The 23587-nt window shown below is 62.6% G+C and carries 17 protein-coding genes and 1 tRNA gene; 7 read left to right on the forward strand and 11 right to left on the reverse strand.

The window, feature by feature from the left end; genetic code table 11:
- The first annotated feature begins 425 nt into the window (after positions 1-425).
- Together B0E47_RS10750 and B0E47_RS10755 are read left to right on the forward strand one after the other, a co-directional pair.
- Positions 426-3017, forward strand: a complete 2592-nt coding sequence (locus B0E47_RS10750; RefSeq protein WP_077514267.1) for a hypothetical protein — start codon at positions 426-428, stop codon at positions 3015-3017.
- A 38-nt stretch (positions 3018-3055) separates the two neighbouring features.
- Positions 3056-4078 carry a nuclease-related domain-containing protein gene (locus B0E47_RS10755; RefSeq protein ID WP_168171056.1) on the forward strand — a complete coding sequence of 341 codons (1023 nt, stop codon included), beginning with the start codon at positions 3056-3058 and terminating at the stop codon, positions 4076-4078.
- 244 nt (positions 4079-4322) lie between these two features.
- On the opposite strand, the gene bla is transcribed toward B0E47_RS10755, so the two are convergent.
- A complete protein-coding gene (gene bla, locus B0E47_RS10760; protein WP_077514269.1) occupies positions 4323-5216 on the reverse strand; it encodes a subclass B3 metallo-beta-lactamase in 894 nt (297 codons plus the stop codon).
- Positions 5217-5687: 471 nt separating this feature from the next.
- On the opposite strand from bla, the gene B0E47_RS10765 reads away from it, so the two are divergent.
- From B0E47_RS10765 to B0E47_RS17260, 3 genes are all read left to right on the forward strand, one after another.
- A complete protein-coding gene (locus B0E47_RS10765; RefSeq protein ID WP_077514270.1) occupies positions 5688-7550 on the forward strand; it encodes a tetratricopeptide repeat protein in 1863 nt (620 codons plus the stop codon).
- A 112-nt stretch (positions 7551-7662) separates the two neighbouring features.
- Positions 7663-7974 carry a hypothetical protein gene (locus tag B0E47_RS10770; protein WP_077514271.1) on the forward strand — a complete coding sequence of 104 codons (312 nt, stop codon included), beginning with the start codon at positions 7663-7665 and terminating at the stop codon, positions 7972-7974.
- A 119-nt stretch (positions 7975-8093) separates the two neighbouring features.
- On the forward strand, positions 8094-8678 hold the full coding sequence (locus B0E47_RS17260; protein ID WP_077514272.1) for a YkvA family protein: 585 nt from the start codon (positions 8094-8096) through the stop codon (positions 8676-8678).
- Between the two features lie 108 nt (positions 8679-8786).
- Here B0E47_RS17260 and B0E47_RS10780 read toward each other — a convergent pair.
- From B0E47_RS10780 to grxD, 8 genes are all read right to left on the reverse strand, one after another.
- Positions 8787-8863: transfer RNA gene (locus tag B0E47_RS10780), tRNA-Asn, on the reverse strand.
- Positions 8864-8931: 68 nt separating this feature from the next.
- Positions 8932-10332: a nucleotide 5'-monophosphate nucleosidase PpnN gene (gene ppnN / locus B0E47_RS10785; RefSeq protein WP_077514273.1), complete on the reverse strand. Its 1401-nt coding sequence runs from the start codon at positions 10330-10332 to the stop codon at positions 8932-8934.
- 175 nt (positions 10333-10507) lie between these two features.
- Complete coding sequence (locus B0E47_RS10790; RefSeq protein WP_077514274.1) at positions 10508-13771, reverse strand: carboxypeptidase regulatory-like domain-containing protein; 3264 nt, start codon at positions 13769-13771, stop codon at positions 10508-10510.
- Between the two features lie 375 nt (positions 13772-14146).
- A complete protein-coding gene (locus B0E47_RS10795) occupies positions 14147-16627 on the reverse strand; it encodes a TonB-dependent receptor (protein WP_077514275.1) in 2481 nt (826 codons plus the stop codon).
- A 467-nt stretch (positions 16628-17094) separates the two neighbouring features.
- Entirely contained in the window at positions 17095-18807 is a 1713-nt protein-coding gene (locus tag B0E47_RS10800) for a GNAT family N-acyltransferase (RefSeq protein ID WP_077514276.1), read from the reverse strand.
- A 96-nt stretch (positions 18808-18903) separates the two neighbouring features.
- Positions 18904-19503 carry a YhgN family NAAT transporter gene (locus B0E47_RS10805; RefSeq protein WP_077514393.1) on the reverse strand — a complete coding sequence of 200 codons (600 nt, stop codon included), beginning with the start codon at positions 19501-19503 and terminating at the stop codon, positions 18904-18906.
- 153 nt (positions 19504-19656) lie between these two features.
- Positions 19657-20430 carry an SDR family NAD(P)-dependent oxidoreductase gene (locus B0E47_RS10810; RefSeq protein ID WP_077514277.1) on the reverse strand — a complete coding sequence of 258 codons (774 nt, stop codon included), beginning with the start codon at positions 20428-20430 and terminating at the stop codon, positions 19657-19659.
- Positions 20427-20750, reverse strand: coding sequence for a Grx4 family monothiol glutaredoxin (gene grxD / locus B0E47_RS10815; RefSeq protein ID WP_077514278.1), 324 nt, complete (start codon positions 20748-20750; stop codon positions 20427-20429). The genes B0E47_RS10810 and grxD overlap by 4 nt, the downstream gene beginning before the upstream one ends.
- Before the next feature lie 112 nt (positions 20751-20862).
- Here grxD and B0E47_RS10820 point away from each other — a divergent pair, with 112 nt between their 5' ends.
- Entirely contained in the window at positions 20863-21456 is a 594-nt protein-coding gene (locus B0E47_RS10820; protein ID WP_077514279.1) for a Fe-Mn family superoxide dismutase, read from the forward strand.
- A 70-nt stretch (positions 21457-21526) separates the two neighbouring features.
- Here the strand turns inward: B0E47_RS10820 and B0E47_RS10825 are convergent, their stop codons facing one another.
- Positions 21527-22681 (reverse strand): 5-(carboxyamino)imidazole ribonucleotide synthase, encoded by a 1155-nt coding sequence (locus B0E47_RS10825; protein ID WP_077514280.1) that lies wholly within the window; start codon positions 22679-22681, stop codon positions 21527-21529.
- On the reverse strand, positions 22678-23181 hold the full coding sequence (purE, locus tag B0E47_RS10830; protein WP_077514281.1) for a 5-(carboxyamino)imidazole ribonucleotide mutase: 504 nt from the start codon (positions 23179-23181) through the stop codon (positions 22678-22680). The genes B0E47_RS10825 and purE overlap by 4 nt, the downstream gene beginning before the upstream one ends.
- Before the next feature lie 67 nt (positions 23182-23248).
- On the opposite strand from purE, the gene B0E47_RS10835 reads away from it, so the two are divergent.
- Complete coding sequence (locus B0E47_RS10835) at positions 23249-23518, forward strand: Trm112 family protein (RefSeq protein WP_077514282.1); 270 nt, start codon at positions 23249-23251, stop codon at positions 23516-23518.
- Positions 23519-23587: the final 69 nt, after the last annotated feature.

Genomic DNA, 23587 nt, shown 5'->3' on the forward strand with positions numbered 1-23587 from the left:
AACCAGGACGGCATTTACACGCTTTACTTCGCTCATCATCGGCTGGCCAGCATCGATATGCGTGAAGCCGACTAAACTGTTACCCATGTCCTGGCACGTCCGTTACCCATGTCATCGGTCTAAACACGGAGTCAAAGAGAAGTGCCCAGAGAAAACGACACCCCGCTTGGCGCTTGCCGGGCATCGGGCAACTGCTCCTGCGTTGCCTCAACTCGGGCATCCATGCCCTCGCCACGGGCGGCAAGTCCGTGAGCCGGCGCACAGGGGCCCCGGGTAGAGCAGCGGGCCATCCTGGCCCACACTCCTCAGAAGAACCAAATCAAGGGCCCAAAGCATCAACACGCACCCAAGCGACTTGCGATGAAGCGCCCGCGCGGCTACAAACGTCTTATCGCGTTCGCGATTCAGACAGGGCCACGATTTGCATGGATAAGCGACTCAACACATTGCTCAAGCGGCTCGACAAGTCCAAGACCGAGGAAGACGTCAAATCGGCCTGGGCAAGGCACCTGAAGCTGGACTACGACACGTCGGACGACATCGACCTGTACACACCGCAGGTATTGTTCGAATTCAAGTACGACCGCAAATTGTCCAACGCCTCACAGCTGGCACCTGTCATCGCGCAGCTGATGTATTACCTCCATCGACTGAAATACGCCGGGTCGGCCAAGGGCATCCCGCAGGCCTGGTGCATAGCCGACCGCAACGAGGCCGTGATCGGCGAGGCCGTCGACTGGTCAGACCTGTACAGCGATGACGGCTCACTTTTCGACTGGGATCTTCGCCCTTCGAGTCCCGATCCCGTGCTGGTCTCGGCAGTCCGCGCGCACGCCGCATTCCGCCCATTGATGCCACGCAACCTGGGTATCCCGGCGGAAGCCGCTGCGGTTCTGGTTGAGCTGGATCAGCGTTTCTCCAAACAGGTCGCGTTCCAGTTCGGCGACAAGAAACTGATCACCGAAGACAACTTCGAAGAGGTCTACGCTCATTGGGCGGAGATCTTTGGCGAGTCGGTGCGCAATGGTTTCAAGCCGTCGCGTTATTTCGTCACCGACATCCAGCAGGGGCGCACCCAGGTCATCGCCGCCGAAGGCAAGGTGTTTTTCCAGGTTGGCCCGGACGAGATGCGGGTCAAGAAGATTCTCCCCGAGGATTACCAGCGCTTCTGGCAGTTGTACGAAAAAGTACGCGACCCCGATGTGGTGCGCGGCATCCTCGCCAAGATCGATCGACTGACCGACGACGCCGCCCGAAGGCGCGAAGGCGAATTCTTCACGCCACTGGCGTTTGCCGCCAAGGCGCTGGAAGGATTGGAGAGGACACTCGGGAACGCATGGTGGCGCAGCGGTGAATATCGCCTGTGGGACATGGCTGCCGGCACCGGCAATCTCGAATACCACCTGCCGGCCGAGGCCTGGCCGTACATCTACCTTTCCACCTTGCATGACCAGGATGTCACCCATCTGGAGAAGATCTTCCCGGGTGTAGATGTGTTCCAGTACAACTACCTGGAAGACGACATCGGCAACCTGTTCGCCGGCGACGACGACCTCGCCGTCAGTCACGGATTCAGCGGTGGTCAGCGTGGTTTCGACTTCGCCAACGCCGCCACCTGGAAGATGCCCGAGCGCCTGCGTCGCGACCTGGACAATCTTGCGCTGAAATGGATCGTGCTGATCAACCCGCCGTTCGCCACCGCTCAGAAGGGCGGCACCAAAGGCGCCAACAAATCGGACGTCGCCAATACCAAGGTGCGCGCGCAGATGCACGCCCATGATCTGGGCGAAGTCAGCCGGGAGCTGTTCGCGCAGTTCCTGTACCGCATCCGTCGGGAGTTCCGCGGCAAGCAGGCACGACTTGGCCTGTTCTCCACGTTGAAGTATGTCAATGCCACGAATGACCAGAAATTCCGCGATCAAGTATTCCGCTTCGGTTTCGAGCGAGGTTTCATGTTCTCGTCCGTGAATTTCCGGGGTACGTCCGTTGCCAGCCAGTTCCCCGTAGGCCATTTGCTGTGGAATCTCACGCGTGAGCAAGCACTCGAAGATCAACTCATTGAGCTGGACGTGTTCAATACCTCCGCAGAAAAGACCGGTCGCAAGCTCCTGAGCAGCGCACATCGTGATGGCTTCTTGTCCAAGTGGATCGATCGTCCGCCAGGCGTGGCCACCTTTCCGCCCTTTTCGTCCGCCATCACGGTCAAGACGGCCGGACCGGATATTCGCGATCGCATCAGCGCTGATTTTCTTGGTTCGTTAATGTGCGCTGGTAACGACATCCAGCACCAGAACATGACGGCGCTGTATTCGGGACCCTATGCCAGCGCAGGCGGACACAGCATCACGCCGCAGAATTTCGAGAAGGCAATGGTGGTGCATGCGGTGCGCCGATTGCCAAAAGCCGAATGGCATAACGATCGCGACCAGTTCATGCAGCCGGCTCGCACATTGACAGACGAGTTCATCTCCGACTGCACAGTCTGGAATCTGTTCCACAACAGCAACCACACGGTGGCGATGAAGAATGTCAGCTACGCGGACAAGCTTTGGCAGGTACCCAATCATTTCTTTCCACTGCGGCATGCCTCACTGCATGGGTGGTCGATCAGCGACAGTGATATCGCCCTGCAGTTGCCAACGGCAACGGATCGCTTCGTCGCCGACTGGCTGGCCGGCCGAACCTTGTCCCCGCTCGCACAAGATTTGATGACTGCCAGCATGGCTGTGTATCGCGCCTACTTCGCCTCACTCAACCAGCTACGCACCGGCAAGTTCAAGATCGAGACATGGGATGCGGGCTGGTGGCAGATACGCAGCACGCTGAAAGACCGCGACCTTGGCGGTCCTGAGTTGGCCGCGACAAAGGTTGCCCATGATGCCCTGCGCGACAGATTGCGCCCGCAATTGAGCGAGTTTGGCTTTCTTGCACCTGTCGATATATTCGCCGCAAATGAACCAGCTCCTTTGGTTGATCCAATGACGGAGCGTCCCAAGGACGGTGAACTCACATGTTGATCAAGCAAGCCGACGACCACAGCGAAGAACTGGCGCAGTTGGAGCAGTTGACCAAGTCAGGCGCGGGTGATGCCGCGAAGCATGCGGCGAAGGATCTCGCCATCCGCAAGGCGGGCCTCAAGGGTGAGGCCGAATCGGCTTATCTGATCGACTTCCACTATGCAGCCTCGCCCAACTGGGCGGTGATTCATGACCTGCGTCTGGAACACAACGGCCGCACCGCACAGATCGACCACCTGCTGATCAATCGCTGGATGGAGTGTTACGTGCTGGAGTCCAAGCACTTCAACGCCGGCATCAAGATCACCGAAGACGGCGAGTTCATGCGCTGGAACGATTACAAGCACACCTTTGAAGGCATGCCATCGCCACTGCTGCAGAACGAACGACACATCGCCGTGCTGCGCGACGTGATGAATACGCTGGAGCTGCCCACGCGATTGGGCCTGCGCATCACATTCTCGTTCCAGACCTTCGTGCTGGTTGCACCGTCGGCGCGGATCGACCGCCCCAGGAAATTCGACGCCAGCCGCGTGATCAAGTCTGACCAGATCAAGGAACGCATCTGGCGCGATATCGACAATGAAAATGCGCTCATGGGCCTCATGAGAACTGCGGCAAAAATCGTCTCTGGCGACACCGTGCGCGACGTGGCGCAACAACTTGTCAATCTGCATCGCCCCGCACCGTGGCCAATCCCTTCGGCGACCATGGCTGTCACTGAAACCAGTATCAAACCATCCACACCGGCCGCATCTTCCTCAGTCGCCAAGCCGGCGACGAAGGCTCCGGCCAAGGCAGTCAAAGCTGCAGTCCCGCCGCCCTCCGCGAGGGCCACGTCCTGCACCGGCCCGCAGTGCAAGGAATGTCACAGCCACGAAGGCAACATCCTGCACGGCAAGTACGGATATTACTTCCAATGCACGGTGTGCCATGCCAACACCGCCATCAAGTTCACCTGCCTGCCCGGACACAAGCCACGCTTGCGCAAAGCCGGCAACCAGTTCTTTCGAGACTGCGCCGAGTGCGGCAGTTCGGAGCTTTACTTCACCAACGCCTGAGCCAAGCAAGAGCCCGCTGACCCCAACCCTCTCCCCGCCTTCGTCCGGGAGAGGGAGCAGAAGCGGCGGCAACGTCAGGCTGAGCCCTCCAGCTCTCGCAACCGCGCAGCGGTTGCGCACCGAATGCGGGCCACGATGGCCCGCTGCTCTACCCGGGGCCCCTGTGCGGCGGTGAGTCGGGGTCGACAGGCCGCCCTGCTTCAAGCTTTCGATTCAAGAAATGCAAGAAGGAATGACTCATCCGCTATTTTTCCGAACCGCCACCCGCGCGTTGCTTCGCCAGTTGTGCCTCGAAGCTCGCGCGCGCAGCTTTCACGTAGGCACGGCATCCCGCGGGATCCACCAGTGCATCCGCATCGCCTTTTTCGCGCCTGGCCACACGTGCCCACAAATTCACGGCGGCCGGGTGAGGATTGAGCACGATGTCGCAAGGCAACGCCGCGACCATCGCGAAGCTGTACTCGAAATCCTTGACGATATCCGGGTACTTCGGGTTGCCGATCAGTCGGTAACCGGGCGCCGACAGGCTGCCGACATCGACCATATGCAGGCAGCGCTTGCCGTCACATGACTTCCACGTCCAGGTGGTGTTGCCTTTGGTATGCCCCGGTGTCGAGTGCGCGGTCAGCACCAAGTCACCCAGGTGCAAACTCTCGCCATCGGTCACCGTGCGCGACACCTGCAGCGGGGAGAACGGGAATCTGTCGCCGTATTCCGGATCAGCGTGACCGCCGCGTTCCAGCAAAACCGCATCCGCGGCACTCGCGATCACCTGCGCACCCGTGTCGTGCGCGAGTTGCGCCAAACCGCCGGCGTGATCGAAATGCGCGTGTGAATTGAGGATCCACTTGATGTCGCGCAGATCGATGCCGAGATCCCGGATATTCGCTTCGATCAGCGCGGCGTCCCCCGGTACACCGCCGTCAATCAGGACATCGCCGGTGGGCGCGGTGACGAGCAAGACGGTCAAGCCATGGGGCCCGACATACCAGGTACTTCCGTAGACGCGAAACGGCTTCTGCGGAGCCGTCCACGAGGGATTATCGGCGATATTCTTTTGCTCCGAGGCGGGCGGCTGCGCATATGCACCCTGCACGAGTAATCCGGTGGCGAGAATCCAAGCTGTCGACAAGCGCATGCACAACTCCCATTCTGTGGAAACCTGCACAGTGGAAAATCAACATGACTTACCGCGGGCACGACTCTGACACTTTGCGGACAGCGGCAACTGGCCGCCACGACGACACCTGGTGGCCTTTCCGCTTGGTCGCCTGCAGCTGATGGGTTGACGCCTGCCGCAACCACGGTCGGCAGTCCGGCTGCCGGCAAATGCGCCACGATTGCAGAACAAAACTCGCGACCCCGTCGCCGGTGCGCTTACAAGGCGCAGGGAACCGGTCGTCATGTCGCGTCCGCGCTTCGTGCCCCTGCTCCGCCCCTGAACCCATGACAGGCCTGCCGAAAATGGCTAATCTTGCTGGATGCAGGCCGCCAGGATGGAACTGTATATGGGGGCAAGGGGGCACCAGCTTTTGCTTGGGAGACTGGCTCATCCGGCCGGCGCATGCGAGCTCGACCGAAGCCAAGGCGCTGCCATGAGCACCATGCGATGACCGGGCAGCCCTCCTTCCTCGCCGAACTCAAGCGCCGCAATGTGCTGCGTGCCGGCGTGCTGTATGCCGGCGCGGTGTGGGCGCTGGCGCAGGGCATCGCGCAACTCGGGCCCTCGGTCGGCGCGCCGGACTGGGCGACGCGCTGGTTTCTGGTCGCCGCCGCTATCGGCTTTCCGTTCTGGCTCGCGTTCGCCTGGTTCTACGAGTTCACACCCAGTGGACTGAAGCGCGAGAGCGAGATCGACCCGGCCGATTCGATTGCCCACGCCACCGGCCGCAAGCTGAACTACTGGATCTTCGGCGTGATGGCGGTGGCGATCGTGTTGCTGCTCACCGATCGGCTGGTGTCTCTCCGTGACGGCAACCCCACGACCAGCGCAGCAGCCTCGCCCACGTCCATTGCACCCACGCCAACCGCCCTGCCCCACTCGATCGCGGTGCTCGCCTTCGACGACCTCAGCCCCGCGCACGACCAGAAGAATTTCTCCGAGGGCATGGCCGAGGAGATCCTCAACGCGCTGACCCGGGTCAAGGCACTGACGGTGATCGGGCGCAGCTCGTCGTTCCAGTTCCAGGGCACCGACGTCAGCCCGCAGCAGATCGGCACCCGGCTCGGGGTGGCGCATGTGCTGGAGGGTTCGGTGCGCAAGCAGGGCGAACAGCTGCGCATCACGGTGGCGCTGGTACAGACCAGCGACGGCGTGCAGCGATGGTCCAAAAGCTACGACGGCAGCCTGGCCGATGTCTTCAAGCTGCAGGAAGCGTGCGCGCGCGATATTGCGGCGCAGATGAATGTGGTACTCGGCGATCACGGCAAGCAGCAACTGGTTCAACACAGCACCGACAATCCCGACGCCTATGCGCTGTTCGTGGAAGCACAGACCCTGGTCAATGCGCGTGTCGGCGACAATCTGCCGCGCGCCATCGGCAAACTCGAACAGGCCACCGCGCTCGACCCGGATTTCGCCCGTGCATGGTCCAAGCTGGCGGTGGCCTACGCCGTGCTGCCGCAATACGTTTCCGGTGACTGGAAGACCAGCTGGAAAGCGTCGGATCGCGCTGCGGAGCGCGCCCTGGCGCTCGATCCCGACGATGCGGAAGCCTACGCTGCCTTGAGCTACAACCAGTTCTCGCAGCGGCATTACAACGCCATGGTCGAGCCCATGCAGCGTGCGCTGACCCTGGACCCCGGCGATTCGACCGTCAACTACTGGGCCGCCAATGAACTGTCCGCGATGGGCCGCACGCGTGACGCCGAGGCGCGAATTGATACGGCGCTGACCCATGATCCAGCCAACGTACCGTTACTGTTCTACAAAAGCATGCTGCGCTGGCGATCGGGCGACAAGGCGGCTGCGCTGGCATTCGCACAGCGTGATGGGGTCGCCGGCTCGGCGTTCGGAGCGATGATGCTGTCGTTTTACGAAGCCGCGGACGGTGACATGCAGGCATCCGCCAGAGAGTTCGCCAAGTCCGAAAGCCAAATGGGTTCGAAAATCCCGCCAACCGAACTCGAAGTGATTTACCGCGGCAGTTATGGCAATACCGCCCGGCATCAGGCGGCGCTGAACATCGTCAACGCGTATGCCCACGACGATTGGGCACCCACCATGTTGCTGCAAATCGGGGAGTCGGCACGCTCGTTCGACCTGTACGAACACGGCGGCAGCGGTCTGTCTGATGCCTATCTGAACTGGCTATGGCAACCCGAAGCGTGGTCTCGCCACGCACGCCGAAGTCCTGCCTTCCAGGGCTTCGCCAGGCGCATCGGCCTGCTCGCCTACTGGAAGGCCAACCAGTGGCCCGACCTGTGCAAAGCTGCGCCGGAAAGTGGCCCGGACGCGTTCACCTGTCGTTGAAGCCGTCAGCCTGAGCCTTGATCCCTGACCGGTGCGCCGGAAGAGTCGTCCGAAGCGCCCGCCGGCGCGCCGGGTTCCGCCACCCACGGCTGGCTTGCGGGCTCAACATGAAATGCGTGGTGTTTTGCGCTGCCAGCCCACGCTGGCGCTCGACGTCGGCAATGCCTGGGTTCAGCGCTTTGCCCATGCGCTGTCGCCCGCGCAGGTGCAGCAGGCGCGATCTGACCGGTATGCCGAGCACAGTCTCGGCGATTTCGACCATGTCGGTCTCGCCGCCTTCAGCCAAGGCCTCGCCAGCGACGTTGAAGGCACGATCGCCGCTGCAACCGTGGCCCCGGCTCCGGTTCCGGCAGTGGCTGCGGTACTGACGGTGGCTGGTGAAATGCTCGATCCAGCGCTTTTCCGCCCGCATTTCTCGCTCTGAACCCCTCGTCTGAAGCCTGCTCCAGAGCCGCGGAAAGCAGGCTTCACGGCCAATTGACGTCCATGCCGCCGCTGGCATAGTCTGGGCCTCTTTCCACGCCGCCCTGCGAGCCGCCAACCATGAGCCTGGACATCAGCATTACTTTCAATGATTCCGATCTGCAGCTGTTTGTCGAAGCACGGAACCGCAGAGCGGAAGACGCGCTGAAGAAGACAGAAACGCAGGACGCCGCTGGTATCGTGGCCGCCGCACGCAGCCTGGTGGAAGAGACCCGCGGCAAGGCGCTGCCGGATTTCGTGACGACGCGCCTGAAGCACCTGGATACCATGATCGCCATGGTCGAGGACGTCGGCTTCGGCTTGCCCGAAGCGAACAGGGACAATGTGCTGGCCGCACTGGCCTATTTCTCCAGCCCGGATGACCTGGTGCCGGACGATGTTCCGGTGTTGGGCTTTCTTGACGACGCGATCGTGATCGAGTTGTGCGTGCGCGAGCTGCAGCCCGAAATCGAGGCTTACGACGATTTCCACCGCTGGCGCGACAACGAGGCGACACGGCGTGGCGAGAACAAGGCCGGGCTGACGCTGAACCGGGTGGAGTGGGCCGAAGCGCGCCGGGTCGAAACGCTCGAGCGCATGCATCGCCGCCGCAGCGAGTCCTATACCGGTGGCGGCTGGGGTCCGTCGCTGTTCAAGGTGCGCTGAACGCCGCAGCGGTCATCACGCAGTGAAGGGCGCCTCGGCGCCCTTTCTGTTTCTGATCACGCGAAAAGCAAAGGCCGACAGAAAACTGCCGGCCTTTGCTTTTGAATCTGGCGCCCGAAGTTGGACTCGAACCAACGACCCCCTGATTAACAGTCAAGTGCTCTAACCAGCTGAGCTATTCGGGCGTGAGCTGCGTAGTTTGTCGACGCTGCGGCGAACTGTCAAGCCGTCGCGACGAAGGATCTGGCCCGGTTCAGTGGGTCACCACGCGGTAGCACGGCACGTACGCGGCACCACCCGGCAATTTCATGCGGTGCTGTGCCACGAACGCCTGCAACAGCTTGTCCAGCGCGCGCATGATGTCTGCATCGCCGTCGATATCGAACGGGCCGTTACGCTCGATCGCCTGCACGCCTTCTTCCTTCACGTTGCCGGCGACGATGCCGGAGAACGCCCGGCGCAGGTCGGCCGCCAGTTCATGCAGCGGGCGTCCGTGATGGATCTGCAGCGCGCGCATCGCCTCATGGGTGGGTCGGAACGGCTGCTGGAATTCCAGCGGGATCTGCAGCGCCCAGTTGAAGAAGAACGCATCCTTGGTATCGAGCCGGTTCTGGCGCACCTTGTCCAGTCCCTTGACCATGGTCTTCGCCACTTTTGCCGGGTCGTCCACGATGATCTGGTAGTGCTTCGCCACCTCCTCGCCCAGGCTCAGGCGCAGGAAACGGTCGATCTGCTCGAAGTAGGCGGCCGACTCGTGCGGTCCGGTGAACACCAGCGGGAACGGGATGCCGGCGTTGTCTGGATGCAGCAGGATGCCGAGCAGGTAGAGGATCTCCTCGGCCGTGCCCACGCCGCCGGGGAACACGATGATGCCGTGGCCCATGCGCACGAAGGCCTCCAGCCGCTTCTCGATGTCCGGCATGATCACCAGATGGTTGACGATCGGGTTCGGCGACTCCGCCGCGATGATCCCCGGTTCGGTGATGCCGATGTAGCGATTGTGCCGGCGGCGCTGCTTGGAGTGGGCGATGGTGGCGCCCTTCATCGGCCCCTTCATGGCGCCCGGGCCGCAGCCGGTGCAGATGTCCAGCCCGCGCAGGCCGAGCTGGTAACCGACCGCCTTGGTGTAGTCGTATTCCTGGCGCGAGATCGAATGGCCGCCCCAGCACACCACCAGGCTGGGATCGATGTTCGGCTTCAGGATACGTGCATTGCGCAGGATCTCGAACACGCCCTGGGTCAGTGCGGAGGATTCGTCGAGGTCGGCGCCGATCTGCTCCAGCTGGGTCGACACGTAGACGATGTCGCGCACCACCGCCACCAGCAGCTCGTTGATGCCGCGAATGATCTGGCTGTCGACGAAGGCCTGCGCGGGGGCGTTCGTCAGCTCGATCTTGATGCCTCGATCCTGCTGCAGCACCTGGATGTCGAAATCCGGATACTGCTCGAGGATCGCCCGCGGATCGTCGCTGATGTTGCCCGACGTGAGGACCGCCAGCGCGCAGCGGCGCAGCAGGGCGTGCTGGCCGGAATCGCTGGCGCCGCGCAGTTTCGCCACCTCGTTGCGGGACAGTACGTCGAGCCCGCCGATCGGCGAGATGCGCGCGCTGACTGTCTTGGTTGTGTCGGAAGGATCGGCGTGATTGGTGTTCATTGAATCTCCATGTTGCTGCACGGGCGCTGCCCATGTGCAGGACAGACCATGTAGCTTCAGGCCATACGCCGGACAGGGTCAAGCATTCGCTTCTCTGGTCGGTGCGTATGCGCGGCCAGAAAAAAGCCGGCGCCCTTGCGGGCACCGGCTTTTCCTGTCAGGCAGCGCGATACGCTTAGAACGTGTAGCGCAGCGTGACCATCGCCGACCAGCGCGACACCACGTTGGTCTTGGTGTTGCGACCGGCATCGTAGATGATCTTCTGGACCGGCTGGTAGTTGCCGTTCTTGTCGGTGGTCAGCGAGTAGATGTACTTGCCGTCCGCACCCACACCTTCGTAGTTGGCAAGCGCACGGGTGTACGGGAAAGCCACGTAGCTTTGCTGGCCCCAGTCGCTGTTCAGCATGTTCATGAAGTTGTAGATGTCCAGACGCAGTTCGCCCTTGTTGCCCTTGAAGATGCCGGGCACTTCCTGACGGAAGCTCAGGTCCACCTGGTTTACCCAGGCCGAAGCGGTACGGTTGCGACCCGCAATGGCCCCTTGATGGTCCTTCAGGTAAGGGTCGCTCTGGATGAAGTTGTAGAACTGATCGATCGCGGCCTGGCTGGTACCCGCCTTGAAGTTCACGTCCCCCTTGTTCGGGATGTAGATCAGGTCGGTCTTGTACGAATCGCCGTTGGCATCGTTACCGAAGACCCAACTGTACGGCTGACCGCTGTGGCCGTCATAGAATGCGCTGACGCTGGTCACGTAGTCGCCGAAGAAACGGTGCTGCCAGGTCAACGAAGCGCTCAGGCGCTGCTTGATCGCATAGTTCGACGTCGACGCCACGTCCTCGTTCGGGTTCACCCAGGCATTGTTGCTGTAGTTCGAGCTTGCCTGGCTGGAGGTGCCCGGGTTCACTTCCGTGGCGTTGCCGAAGGTCACGCCCACGCTACCGAACCAGTTCTCGGAGAACGGCTTCTTCAGCGAAAGGGTCAGCGCCTCGGAGCGGCCCTTGTGAGTATTGGTCAGCAGGGTCGAGGTGCCGGAGAATCGCTTGTCCTGATTGGCCCGCGCGTCGCCGGAGATGCTGGCCTCGCCCGGAGTCTTCCAGTACTGGTTGCGTCCGTCCGGGAGAACTCCGGTGGGTGCGCCGAGGTTGATGTTCTTGTAGAGGATGCCATTGCGGGTGATGATCTGCTGATACTCAGCCGAGAAGATCGTGCCCAGCCACGGCAACTCGCGATCGAACGCCAGGCTCATCTTCCACACCGACGGCAACTGGAAGTGCGGATCGACGGTGTCCACATTCATCTGCGGGCTGGCCGGCGGCAGATTCTGCGCGAACGGGTCGGCGCTGAACACGGGCAGCGTATTGCCCACGCCGGGTTGCTGTCCGAGGTCGTTGAACACCTGGTAGGTGGCCGTGGTCACGCCGTTGTTCTGGTACGGATTGGTCATCCATACGGTGGGCGGATTGGACTGGAACAGGCCTGCGCCGCCGCGGATCTGCATCATCCGCTCGCCGCCAAGGTTGTAGTTGAACGACAGGCGCGGCTCGACCAGCTTCATGCCGTCGATGGTGTTGTCATTGCGATACCCGAACGCGGTCGTGAAGGTCGGGTTGTAGATCGGCGAATCACCCGTCTTGTTGAGATTCACGCGCACGCCGTATTGCACCGACAAATTGTTGTTCGCCTGCCAGGTATCCTGCAGGAAGAACCCGTACTGGCGCAGCGTCCACTTGGCCGCAACGTCGGCCAGCGTGTAACCCGAAGCCGGCTGGTAGAGGTTGTAGGAGCCGTAGATGCCCTTCTCGAAATTGTCGATGCCATAGAATTCGTAGGCGCCGAACTGGGTGCGGCCGAACAGGTTGTAGATCTTGTTCTGCTGGAAGTCGACGCCACCCTTGATGGTGTGGTCGTCCAGATACAACGTACCGGCGAACAGGCCTTTCCAGGTCTTGATGTCCAGTACGTTGTAATGGCTGTACTGGTCCTCGCCCAGGTCGACATACGGTGCCAAACCCTTCTGTTTGGCCGTCTTCGGATCGACCGACATGCCCAGGTCGACCCACACCTGCGGCTGCTGCGTGTCGACCGTACGCACCTGCGAGAACTGCGAGTAGCCGATCTTGGCCTCGGTGGAGAAGTTGCTGGTCCAGTCGTCGAACACCTGCAGCACGGTGTTCTTGGTGTCGCTGTTCTTGGTGTACCAGTAGCTGGTCAGGCCGATGGAGTTGGAGGCGTTGCCCTGCACGATCGGCTGGGTTTCCTTCGTGCGCTGGTAGGACAGGCTCGCGCGATGGTTGTCGACGATGTTCCAATCCAGCTTCATCAGGTAGCGCTTGTCCTGCAGGTCGGAGGTGCCGCCGCTGAAGGAGCCCGGCTTCAGGCCGAGGTTGTTGGCTGCATTGATGATGCGCTGCAGGTCGGCCGGTGAAACCTTGTTGGAGGTCGACTTGCCGGTCAGCGAAGCATCCAGCCCATTGGCCGAGTCGGCACCCAGGCCAATGGTCTTTTCCTTCTCGAAGTTCGCGAAGAAGAACAACTTGTCCTTGATGATCGGTCCACCCAGCGTGCCGCCGGCCGTCCAGTCGCTCTTGTAGCCCTTGTAGCCACGATTCTTGTCCAACCAGCCGGCGTCGCCAACCAGTTTGTCGGCGTTGCGGTAGGCGTAGTAGACCGAGCCGTGGAAATCGTTCGTACCGCTCTTGGTCACCGCATTGATATTGGCGCCGACGGTGTCGGAGCTCACGTCATAGTTCGCGGTCGAGATGTTGTATTCCTCGATGGTGTCGGTGGACACCGGCGAGCCGATGTACGGCATGCCATTCGAGTTCAGGCCGAACGGGTCGCCGACGGAAACGCCGTCGACACTGATGTTGTTGTAACGGCTGTTCTGACCCATCGTCGACATTGAGCCGTCACCGCGGTCGGTAATGACGATGCGCGGATCGAGGCGGGCGATATCCTGGATCGAACGACCCGGCGTTGGTGCGGCCTGCAACTCGCGCTGCGACACGTTGGTCGAGAGCCCCTTGTTGTCCGGCGTGAAGGTCTGCGCCAACGCATTGGCCGTAACGGTCACGCCCTCCAGATTCTTCGCTGCTACCACACCCATGGTCAGGTTCACGGCGCTGCTCTGCGACAGCTGCAGGTAGACCTTGTCCTGCTCGGCCTGGGTCAGGCCAGCCTTGGACGCCGTCACATCGAACGGACCGCCCACGCGCAGACCCTGCGCTGCGTAGCGGCCATCCGCGTCAGTGGTGGTGGTCTTGGTGGTACCGGACGGCTCGTGCACGATTTTCACCGTGGCGCCGGCAACCGGCTGGCCGTTGCTGTCCAGCACGCGACCGGAGATCGCCGAGGAAGTGTCTTGCGCAAACACTGGCGTGGCCGCCAGCAATGCGGTAATCGCTAGAGGCAGGATCTTTGCGCGGATGCAGCTACTCATCAGTGGTTCACTCCGGGTGGCAGGTCTGGATTGGATTCGGTGAAATCTGCGAGACCCATGCGCCTGACCGCGGCAAAAGCCGCTCCCGAGCCAGTAGCCATGCCTGGCCCCTGCGGACACCTTGGCAGCGCGAAGAGCGCAATCTCGCAATTTCCACACAATTCTATTCGCATGATATTACATTTTCGTAACATATTGCGCAAATAACTGCGATCGATGGCCAGTCGAGAAAACCCATCCGAATTCCCGGAAGATCTGCCGGGTGATGCCGCCACCCAAGGCATCGGCGGCAGGCCGCGCGGCGGACAAAAAAATGCCCCCGCAAGCGGGGGCATCGCTGAGATCAGGAGGCAGGGCCGCCCGTGATGGCCGCTATCAGAACAACGAGGCGCCCAGCGTCACCATCACGGTGCGCCCCTCCAGCAGCGAGTAGTACGGCGCGCTGGCATACAACTTGGTGCCGTTCACATCCTTGATGCCGTTCGGATTGGATGCGAGGTAGGCGCTGATGTTGCTGGCGTAGGTCAGCGCCTTGTGATCGGCAAGGTTGAACGCGTTGAGCTTGATGTAGGGCTTGCGGAACCACGACGAGAAATCGCTGAAACGCCAGCCAGCGCTCAGGTTGATCGTGGTGTAGCCGCCCACCTTCTCGGTGTTGGACCAGTCGCCCCAGATCGCGCCGCGGTATTTCGCATCGATGCTCGCCCACAACGGGCCGTGGTCGTAACCCAGGCGTACGAAGCCCGAGTTCAGCGGCGTGTTGATGAAGGTCTTGCCCTTGGTGTTGTAGATGCCGTCGCCGAGGTCGCTCGGATAAACCCCCGGACCGGGGCTGATGGTATCGGTGTTGAGACTCGACTGCATGATCGACTTGGTATAGGCGTACGAGGCGTACGCGGTCCAGTCCGGGGTGATCTTGTAGCTGGCCTCGGCGGTCAGGCCGCTCATGTGCAATCTGGGTATCGACAGATACACCGACTGCCCGGTGTTCTCGTCGTAGCCGGAAACCTGCTTGTTGTTCAGGATGGACGCATACGCATCGACATTCGCGGAGAACTGGCCACCGTAATAACGCCAGCCTGCGTCATAAGTCGTCGCGGTCTCCGGCTTGTTGACCAGCCCGTTGATCGGCGTGCCATATCCATCCGGGGCCGTCGCCACGATGGCGTTGAGCAGGATCGCGCTGTTGACCGGCGCGCGGAACGTCTTGCCGGCACCGATGTAAAACTGGTTCTGGTCATTCAGCTGGAAGGTGGCACCTGCCGTAGGGCTCCAGTCGTGATAGCTGGCCTTGGTCGGGCCGCCGATCTGACTCTGGTACTTCCTCACCGAACCCGGCCACTCATAGTCGAAGCCGTCGCGCTGAACCCAGAGATAGGAAACGCCCGCGGTCAGGGTCAGCTGGTCGGTGGGAGTCCAGGTATCCGTGGCGAACACCTTGCGCGTATCCGTGCGGGTGAACTCGTCATAGGCCTTCTGCACGGAGCCATCGGGGTAGCGGATCAAATCAGCTGCGGCCCACTGGTCCGACGGAATGCCGGTAACCGGGGCGGTGGACGAAAACACCTGGCTCTGCGACTGGCGCGGCTTGTCGTACCAGAAGCCATATTCCAGGCTGTTGTTCTCGCCGAAGTCCTGGTTCAATTTCGCGATGATGCCGGGACGGTAAGTGTGCGAAGCGCTGAACGCATAAACCAGGTCGCTGCCCTTGAGCACGCCATCGCCATTCAGATCCTGATTGGTTTCCCTGTACAGGTTGAGCGTGGAGGTGGTTTCGGTGAACGTGGTACCCGACCCGCCGCCGCCATAGCCGTACTGGAAATAGGGCACCACGGACAAGTGCAGGCTGTCGCTCAACCGGAACTCTCCGTCCATGCTCACCATGTAGCTGCGGAACGGGTTGAGGTGCAACTTGTAGAAATTGGTGTCCGTCGGAGTCAGCAACGTGGCGTCGTAACCCTGATTGTAGTTCTGCTGCGCCTGCGCCTTGCTCAGGCTGTAATACTCGTTGCCCATCTCGCGGTTGTACTGGAACGATGCCGAGATCGAGTCGTCGTTGTTGATGGTCCAGATCGACTTCGCGTCAATCTTGTCGGCCGAGTAATGGCCCGGACCGCGCCACAGGTCGGCCTCGTTGTGGGAATAGGAAACCCACGAGCGGAACGCGCCGGTGTCCCCGGTATTGAGGCGCAGGAAGGTGCGCCGATAATCATTGCTGCCCAGGGTCTGGCTGACATCCAGCCCGGCGGTGTGCGAAGGGTCGATGGTCACCCACGCGATCGAGCCGCCGGCGGCGCCGGAGACGGGTGTGTCCACATCCGGGTAGCCCTGCAGCACGGTGATGTCGCCGTAGTTTTCGGTATCGCCGTACTCGGTGGAATACACCTTGTAGTTGCCGCTGTCGTTGATCGGCGCGCCATTGACGGTGGTGCCGATCTCGTCGCTGGTGAAGCCACGAATGCTGTAGTTGCCGTTGGCAAGGCCGGTGAAATCGTCCGTGGACGCATTCACGCCGGGGATGCTGTCGATCATCTGCACGAAGGTCCCACCCGGCGCCGCCTTCACGATGGCGTCGCGGCTGATCGTGGACACCGCCTTGGGCGCGGTCTGCACCGACATCAAACCACCGCCGAGAGACAGTGCCTTGCCTTGCACAAGCACCGCGGACAGCTGCTGCACGCGCTTGGTGTCGTTGGACGTCGTCTGGTTCGACGTGCTCGACGCCGAGGTGCGCTGCGCAGCCTGGGCACTATTGGCCGCAGAAGGTGTCTGCTCGGGGGCATTTTGTGCCATGGCCAGGCCGGCGCTCATGCAGCAGGCAAGTGCGATGGATACGGAAAGGCGGGTATGTTTCATGGTTGATTCCATCTCGAATAGTTCAAACAGATAAGTGGTCGGGCCTAGGGGGCCTGCGGCGGTCTTTCGCCCCACTCACGGCGCCGAACACCCTCGCTCCAACAAGCAGGGGCGGTCCGGGTTGCAGCTCACCGAAGGGGTCTCCGGAATAGTCGGCGACCAGGCTTTCACCAGGTCGCGTCGCAGTTTCTTGCCAAAATGATCCAAAAAAGCGAAAGAAAAAACGCAAATGCCGAGCACAAAAAAACCTGACTTCTCAGCCAGGCGAATAAGCCGTGATTGTTTCGCAATTACTTGCAGCCGTTCCGCCCAAGGCGGACCTGATCCATCAAAAGGGCCTCCATTAACTTGCCGGATTTACCTTACAACAATTTTACAACAACTGACGCAATTGCCAATCAATCGTTGTATCAGGCGATGGAGAGGTACGGGAGCTTGTTGCACCGCTGCCCGTCGCCATGCATGGGTCAATCGGATTTCCCCAGATAGCGGGTGCGTTTTGCGGGTTTGAGGGCGGCCAGATCAAGCAACACGAGTCCGTCCACGCAGCCGGAAAAATCGGGATCCTCACCGAAATCCAGAAATCGCACGCCATCCGATGAAACCAGATCGACATACTGTCGATACAGCACCGGCATGGTGACACCCAGTGCATCGAGATGACGCTTGAGTTTTCCCAATCCCGCCATGGCATCGAGGCCGTCGAACTCCCGCCGCACGCCATCGGCGACCTGCCGTGAAATCACGAATGGATTCCTCGCGGTCGCCAGGCCCGGAGCGCCGAAATAATGCTCATGCGCAGCAGCAATCCATTCACGGGCTTCGCGCGGCAGGTTTACCGACATGCTTACCGGCCCGAACAGATACTTCAGTTCGGGATGACGCTGCAGATAAAGACCGATACCCTGCCAAAGCTGGTCAAGCGCGCGCGAGCGCCAGTAAGCCGGAGCAATGAAACTGCGGCCCAGCTCCAGTCCCTGTGTCAGGCGTGCCTGCAGGGCTGGCGAATAATCGAACAGACTCGAGCTGTACAAGCCGGCCATGCCACGCTCCGCGATCAAGCGGCTGGCCAGGCCCAGGCGATAGGAACCAACGATACGCAACGCGTCCGGATCCCACAGCACCAGATGCTCGTAATGCGGATCGCAGGCATCCAGATCGCGCCGGGCGCCGGTGCCCTCGCCCACCTTGCGGAAGGTCAGTTCGCGCAGGCGACCGATCTCGCGCATCGCGGCACTGTCGAACGCACCCTTGAACAGCCACACCTGCTTGCCGTCGCCGAGCTCGAGCAGCTTCTCGGAGCGACTCAATTCCACCGCCACCTGCCCGGCCAGTTCAGGCAGCGCCAGGGGCGCCTGCCCGCCGAAGATCAGGCCGCGATGCCGACCGACCCGATAGACGTGCCGACGCATCAGTCGGGCGGCCTGCGCGCTTGAGCCGCCACTGCGCCTCGCGATCTCCTGTGCACTCACCAGCGCCCCGATGCTCAGGCCAATGCGCCGACTGCTCGGCGCCACTGCCTCGCGCGGCAACATCGCCGTGCCCAGTGGTCTGGCCAGCATCGACAAACCGTAGAACATGGTTGAATTTCGCGCAGCGATATGCACCGGCAATACCGGCGCCTCGCTGCGCGAGGACAGTCGTGCGAAGCCACCCGACCATTGCCCGTCGCGCACGCCCGCCGGACTGATTCGAGACACCTCACCAGCAGGGAACACAATCAGCGCCTCGCCTTTGTCGAGGGCACGATAAATGCCGCGCAGGCGCGATGCCGCACCCTGACCGAACACGTCGACCGGCAGCAGCAGCTTGCGCAATTGCGGAATGGCCGCCAGCCACTCGTTGCCGAGAATGCGCACGTCGCGGCGCACCGAGCCGATCAGCTGCAGCAGGGCAAGCGCATCCTGCATGCCGAGTGGATGATTGGCCACGACCAGCAGCGGGCCATCGACCGGAATATGCTCGCGCTCGCGTGGATCGACGTGATAGCCGATGCCCAGAACGTCCAGCGTGCGCTCCACGAAGTCGAAGCCCTCGGCGGCACCGATCCGCTGCAGCACCCGGTTGAAACGATCCTCGTCGGCCAATCGGCCGAGCATGTCCGCCACCGGTCGCCGGATGCCGGGGTAGCGCGCCAGCCAGGGCAGTCGTTCGGTGAGGGACTGTTCGATGCTGAGCATGGGGAAATCCTCGGATTTCCACCATCGTGCCTGCCGATCATGACAGTTCGACGATCCAGTGGACGCCGGGCCCAAGACTTGCCGTGGCGCTTCGGGTCAAGGCACCGAATGCAGGAACGACGCCACGCCTGACATGAACATCTGCACCGACAAGGCGATCAGCAACATGCCCATCACCCGTTCCAGCGCGGTCAGCACGCTCTCGCCGAGCCAGCGGAACAGGTAGGTGGCGCTGAGCAGGATCGCCGAGGTGGCCAGCCATGCCAGCAGCAAGGCCACCACCCAGTCTGCCGTGCGGCCGGGCTGGGTGTTGGTCAACAGCAACAAGGCGGCCATCGCGGAGGGGCCCGCCACGCCGGGGATCGCCATCGGCACGATGAAGGGCTCGCCCTGCCCGGGCTTGCCGAAGATTCCGCCGCCATCCGCCGGCGGAAACACCATGCGGATGCCGATCAGGAACAGCACGATGCCGCCGGCGATGCTGATCGAATCCGGCTTCAACTGCAGCAGGTGAAGCATGTGCTGGCCACCGAACAGGAAGGCCAGCAGCACGCCCAGCGCGATCAGCAATTCGCGCACCATCACGCGGCGCCGCCGACGCGGCGGCACACCCTTGAGCAGACTCAGGAAAAACGGGATGTTGCCGAGCGGATCCATGATCAGGAACAACATGATTCCCGCCGACAACGTGGTCATCTGCGCTTCCATCTCGACTCCCTGCAGGCTGGTTTTTGAAGTGCCGTCAGATCGTGCATGCGTAGGAGCCCGCTCGCGGGCGATGCTCGTTCTCTCGTGCGAAATGGAAGATCAAATCAACAGCATCGCCCCGCAAGCGGGCTCCTACGGCGATCATTGGTCGGAACGAAGGTTGAGCACGGCACCACGCGCGGCACGCGCCTGTGCGGCGAGCAGATAAACCGCCGCCACCGCGCCGGCATCCGGCGTCGGCCGCTGCAGGATGTCTTCGCCGAAGTAGGCCAGACGGCGCAGCGCCGTGCGCATCGGCGCGGGCAGCATGGCATGCACGCGCAGCGGGCTCTCGTCGGTTTCCTCGTGCAGGATCGCCACGAACCGCTCCAGCGCCGCCTTCGACACGCCATAGCCGCCCCAGTGCGCGCGCTGCAGCAACTCCGGATTGTCCAGCACGAATACCACCGCACTGTCGCTGGCCTGGGTGAGCAGCGGCAGGCAGGCCTGGGTCAGGGCAAACGGCGCGTTGACATTGACGTGCATGGCACGCAGCCAATCGTCGGGCCGGTGCATCGCGATCGAGGTCAGTCCGGCAAAGCTGGCGGCGCAATGCACGATGCCGTCGAGGCGACCGAAGTCGCGCTCCAGCCCTTCCGCCAGTGCGCCGTATTCCTTCGGCGTGGCCACTTCCATGTCCAGCGGATGGATCACCGGCTCAGCCAGGCCTTCCTCGCGCATCGCGTCGTGGAGCTTCTCGAGCTGGCGCTTGCGTTTGCCGGTGATCACCACGGTAGCGCCTGCGCGCGTGGCCGCACGCGCGACCGCGCTGCCGAGGCCGCCATAGGCGCCGGTGACCAGCACCACCCGATCGACCAGGGTGTCGCCCGCCGGCTGCCAGCCCGCGGGAAGGTGCGCCACGGGCAAGGTGGTCAAGACGCCATCCCCGCCACGTCGCTGGCCATGCGCGACAGTTCACCCGCCACCATCAGTTCCTCGATGATGTCGCAGCCGCCGATCAGCTCGCCATGGATGAACAACTGCGGGAAGGTCGGCCAGTTGGCGAAGTGCGGCAGGGCCGCGCGGATCTGCGGATCGGCCAGCACGTTGACGACGTGGAACTGGGCGCCGGCTTGCGTCAGCGCCTGCGCCGCGCGGCTGGAGAAACCGCACATCGGGAATTGCGGCGTGCCTTTCATGAAAAGCACGATGGGATGCTCGGCCAGCATCGCCTTGATTTGCTCGTTTGTATCCATGGTCGGGGTTTCATCTTTACAATGCATGCAATCCCTTATTGTACCAGTCGCTTGCCGGGCGCCATCCGCAGCGCCCGCGCTTTCTCCCTCAGCAACCGCCAAGGAGCCGCTCATGGCCATCGAACTTCCCCCGCTCCCCTACGAAAAGAACGCATTGGAGCCACACATCTCCGCCGAAACGCTGGAATACCACTACGGCAAGCATCACCAGGCCTACGTCACCAATCTCAACAAGATGATCGAAGGCACCGAGTTTGCCGACGCGAAGCTTGAAGACATCGTCAGGAAATCCTCCGGCGGCATGTTCAACAACGCCGCGCAGACGTGGAACCACACGTTCTACTGGAATTCGATGAGCCCCAGCGCTCCTCAGGGCCGGGGCGGCGGCGAGCCGACCGGCAAGCTGGCCGATGCGATCAACAAGGCGTTCGGCTCATTCGCCAAGTTCAAGGAGGAGTTCAGCAAGTCGGCCGCCGGCAACTTCGGTTCCGGCTGGACCTGGCTGGTGCAGCGCCCGGACGGCTCGCTCGGCATCGTCAACACCGCGAACGCGGCCACCCCGATCACCGGCAGCGACAAGCCGCTGTTCACCGCCGACGTGTGGGAGCACGCCTACTACATCGACTACCGCAACGCGCGGCCGAAATACCTGGAGGCGTTCTGGAATCTGGTGAACTGGGACTTCGCGGCGAAAAATCTCGCCTGATCCCGCCTCAACGCCACAAAAAAAGCGGAGCCTGCACCGGCTCCGCTTTTTTTGTGATCGCCGGAACGGGTCAACGCAGCGATTGCAGCACCGACGCCGCCTGCTCTTCGCGACCCAGCGCCACGGCCAGTTCGCCCAGCCGGATCGCCAGTTGCGCCGCGTCCGCCGCACATACCGTGGCGTGACCGACCTTGCGACCCGGCCGCGACTGCTTGCCGTAGTCGTGCCAGTGCGCATCCACGCCCCGCAGCACGGGCGCAGCCACGGGCAGTTCGCCGATCCAGTTGAACATGGCGGCGACGCCGCGTGCGGCGGTATCGCCCAGCGGCAGGCCGAGCACCGCGCGCACGTGATTCTCGAACTGGCTGGTGTGCGCGCCCTCGATGGTCCAGTGACCCGAATTGTGAACTCGCGGTGCCATCTCGTTGCCGAGCAACTCGCCGTCCTTGACGAACAGCTCCAGGGCGAACACGCCGACATAGTCGAGCCGCTCGGCCAGGGTGTGCGCCAGCGCGGTAGCGCGCTGCTGCAGCTGGCCCAGGTCCGGCGCAGGCGCCAGGCTCATCGACAGCACCCCGTCGACATGCCAGTTGCCGGTCAGCGGCCAGGTGCGGAATTCGCCGTCGCGGGCGCGCACGGCGATCACCGACAGCTCGCGCTCGAACGGCACGAACGCCTCCAGGATCAAGCCGTGCCTGGCCGCCTGCGCACCCAGCGCGGCCCACGCGGCGTCGGCGTCGGCCGGACCGGCGAGGCGAAACTGCCCCTTGCCGTCGTAACCGAGTCGGCGCGTCTTGAGGATCGCCGGAGTCCCGACCCTTGCCAGCGCCTGATCGAGTTCCTCGCGCGTACCCACCGTCATGAAATCAGGGGTCGGCAAGCCGCATTCACGGAACAGGGTTTTCTCGGCCAGCCGATCCTGCGCCACAGCCAGCGCCTGCGGCGCCGGAAACACTGCCACGCGTTCCGCCAGCCAGCGCGCGGTTTCGGCCGGCACGTTTTCGAAATCGAAGGTGATCACGTCGACCTGCGCGGCAAACGCCTCCAGCGCGGCGTAGTCGGTCCAGTCGGCCACCACCAGCGGTGCCACCTGACCCGCGCAGGCATCGGCCGAGCTGTCGACCACCATGGTCTTTGCACCCAGCGGCGCGCCGGCCAGGGCCAGCATGCGAGCCAGCTGACCGCCGCCAAGAATGCCCACCACGGGTTGTCGCTGCCCGCTCAAGAACGCGGATCCGGCTGCTCGAGCACGGCCTGCGTCTGCCGCGTCCGCCAGTCTTCCAACGCATGGCACAAGGCCTGGTCGTGCAGGGCCAGCACCGCGGCGGCCAGCAACCCGGCATTGACCGCGCCGGCACGCCCGATCGCCAGCGTGCCGACGGGAATACCTGCAGGCATCTGCGCGATCGACAGCAGCGAATCCATCCCGTTGAGTGCCTTCGACTGCACCGGCACGCCGAATACCGGCAGGCGGGTCTTGGCGGCCAGCATGCCGGGCAAATGGGCAGCGCCGCCGGCACCGGCGATGATCACCTGGATGCCGCGCTCCGACGCCTGTTCGGCGTAGCTGAACAGCAGATCCGGCGTGCGGTGCGCGGAAACCACCCGCACCTCGTGCGCCACGCCCAGCTCGGTCAGCACGTCGGCCGCGTGCCGCATGGTTTCCCAGTCCGAACGCGAACCCATCACCACGCCCACACGCGGCGCCTTGCTTGCTGGTGTCATGGTCGGAACGTCCAAAAACCGTTATTGTACGGGCTTTCCCGACCCGACACACCCGAACCAGGCCACCATGGACAAGCGCCTCCTAGACATCCTGTGCTGCCCGGTCAGCAAGACCCCGGTGCGCCTGCTGACGCGGCACCAACTGGACGCGCTGAACGGGGCGATTGCCGCCGGGCAGGTCGATACGGTCGCCGGCGTGGCCGTACGCGAACCGGTGGCCGAGGCGCTGATCACCATCGATCACAAGCTGATTTACCGCATCGAGGACGGCATCCCGGTCATGTTGCCCGAGGAAGGCATCGGCACCCTGCAGCTGACCGCATTTCCCGTGACGTAGGACACGGCTGGCATGTCTGCACGGGCGATGGGCGTGGCATGGGGCCGGAATTTGGCTTATTGTCATCCC

Source organism: Rhodanobacter sp. B05, from assembly GCF_002001085.1.
In the GTDB taxonomy this organism is placed as follows: Bacteria; Pseudomonadota; Gammaproteobacteria; order Xanthomonadales; family Rhodanobacteraceae; genus Rhodanobacter.

What these genes read in the sequence shown, in the direction of transcription:
- B0E47_RS10750 (WP_077514267.1), top strand. Translation starts at nt 426, where the DNA reads ATGGATAAGCGACTCAACACATTGCTCAAGCGGCTCGACAAGTCCAAG.
- bla (WP_077514269.1), bottom strand. Translation starts at nt 5,216, where the DNA reads ATGCGCTTGTCGACAGCTTGGATTCTCGCCACCGGATTACTCGTGCAG.
- B0E47_RS10765 (WP_077514270.1), top strand. Translation starts at nt 5,688, where the DNA reads ATGACCGGGCAGCCCTCCTTCCTCGCCGAACTCAAGCGCCGCAATGTG.
- B0E47_RS10770 (WP_077514271.1), top strand. Translation starts at nt 7,663, where the DNA reads ATGCGTGGTGTTTTGCGCTGCCAGCCCACGCTGGCGCTCGACGTCGGC.
- B0E47_RS17260 (WP_077514272.1), top strand. Translation starts at nt 8,094, where the DNA reads ATGAGCCTGGACATCAGCATTACTTTCAATGATTCCGATCTGCAGCTG.
- ppnN (WP_077514273.1), bottom strand. Translation starts at nt 10,332, where the DNA reads ATGAACACCAATCACGCCGATCCTTCCGACACAACCAAGACAGTCAGC.
- B0E47_RS10790 (WP_077514274.1), bottom strand. Translation starts at nt 13,771, where the DNA reads ATGAGTAGCTGCATCCGCGCAAAGATCCTGCCTCTAGCGATTACCGCA.
- B0E47_RS10795 (WP_077514275.1), bottom strand. Translation starts at nt 16,627, where the DNA reads ATGAAACATACCCGCCTTTCCGTATCCATCGCACTTGCCTGCTGCATG.
- B0E47_RS10800 (WP_077514276.1), bottom strand. Translation starts at nt 18,807, where the DNA reads ATGCTCAGCATCGAACAGTCCCTCACCGAACGACTGCCCTGGCTGGCG.
- B0E47_RS10805 (WP_077514393.1), bottom strand. Translation starts at nt 19,503, where the DNA reads ATGACCACGTTGTCGGCGGGAATCATGTTGTTCCTGATCATGGATCCG.
- grxD (WP_077514278.1), bottom strand. Translation starts at nt 20,750, where the DNA reads ATGGATACAAACGAGCAAATCAAGGCGATGCTGGCCGAGCATCCCATC.
- B0E47_RS10820 (WP_077514279.1), top strand. Translation starts at nt 20,863, where the DNA reads ATGGCCATCGAACTTCCCCCGCTCCCCTACGAAAAGAACGCATTGGAG.
- purE (WP_077514281.1), bottom strand. Translation starts at nt 23,181, where the DNA reads ATGACACCAGCAAGCAAGGCGCCGCGTGTGGGCGTGGTGATGGGTTCG.
- B0E47_RS10835 (WP_077514282.1), top strand. Translation starts at nt 23,249, where the DNA reads ATGGACAAGCGCCTCCTAGACATCCTGTGCTGCCCGGTCAGCAAGACC.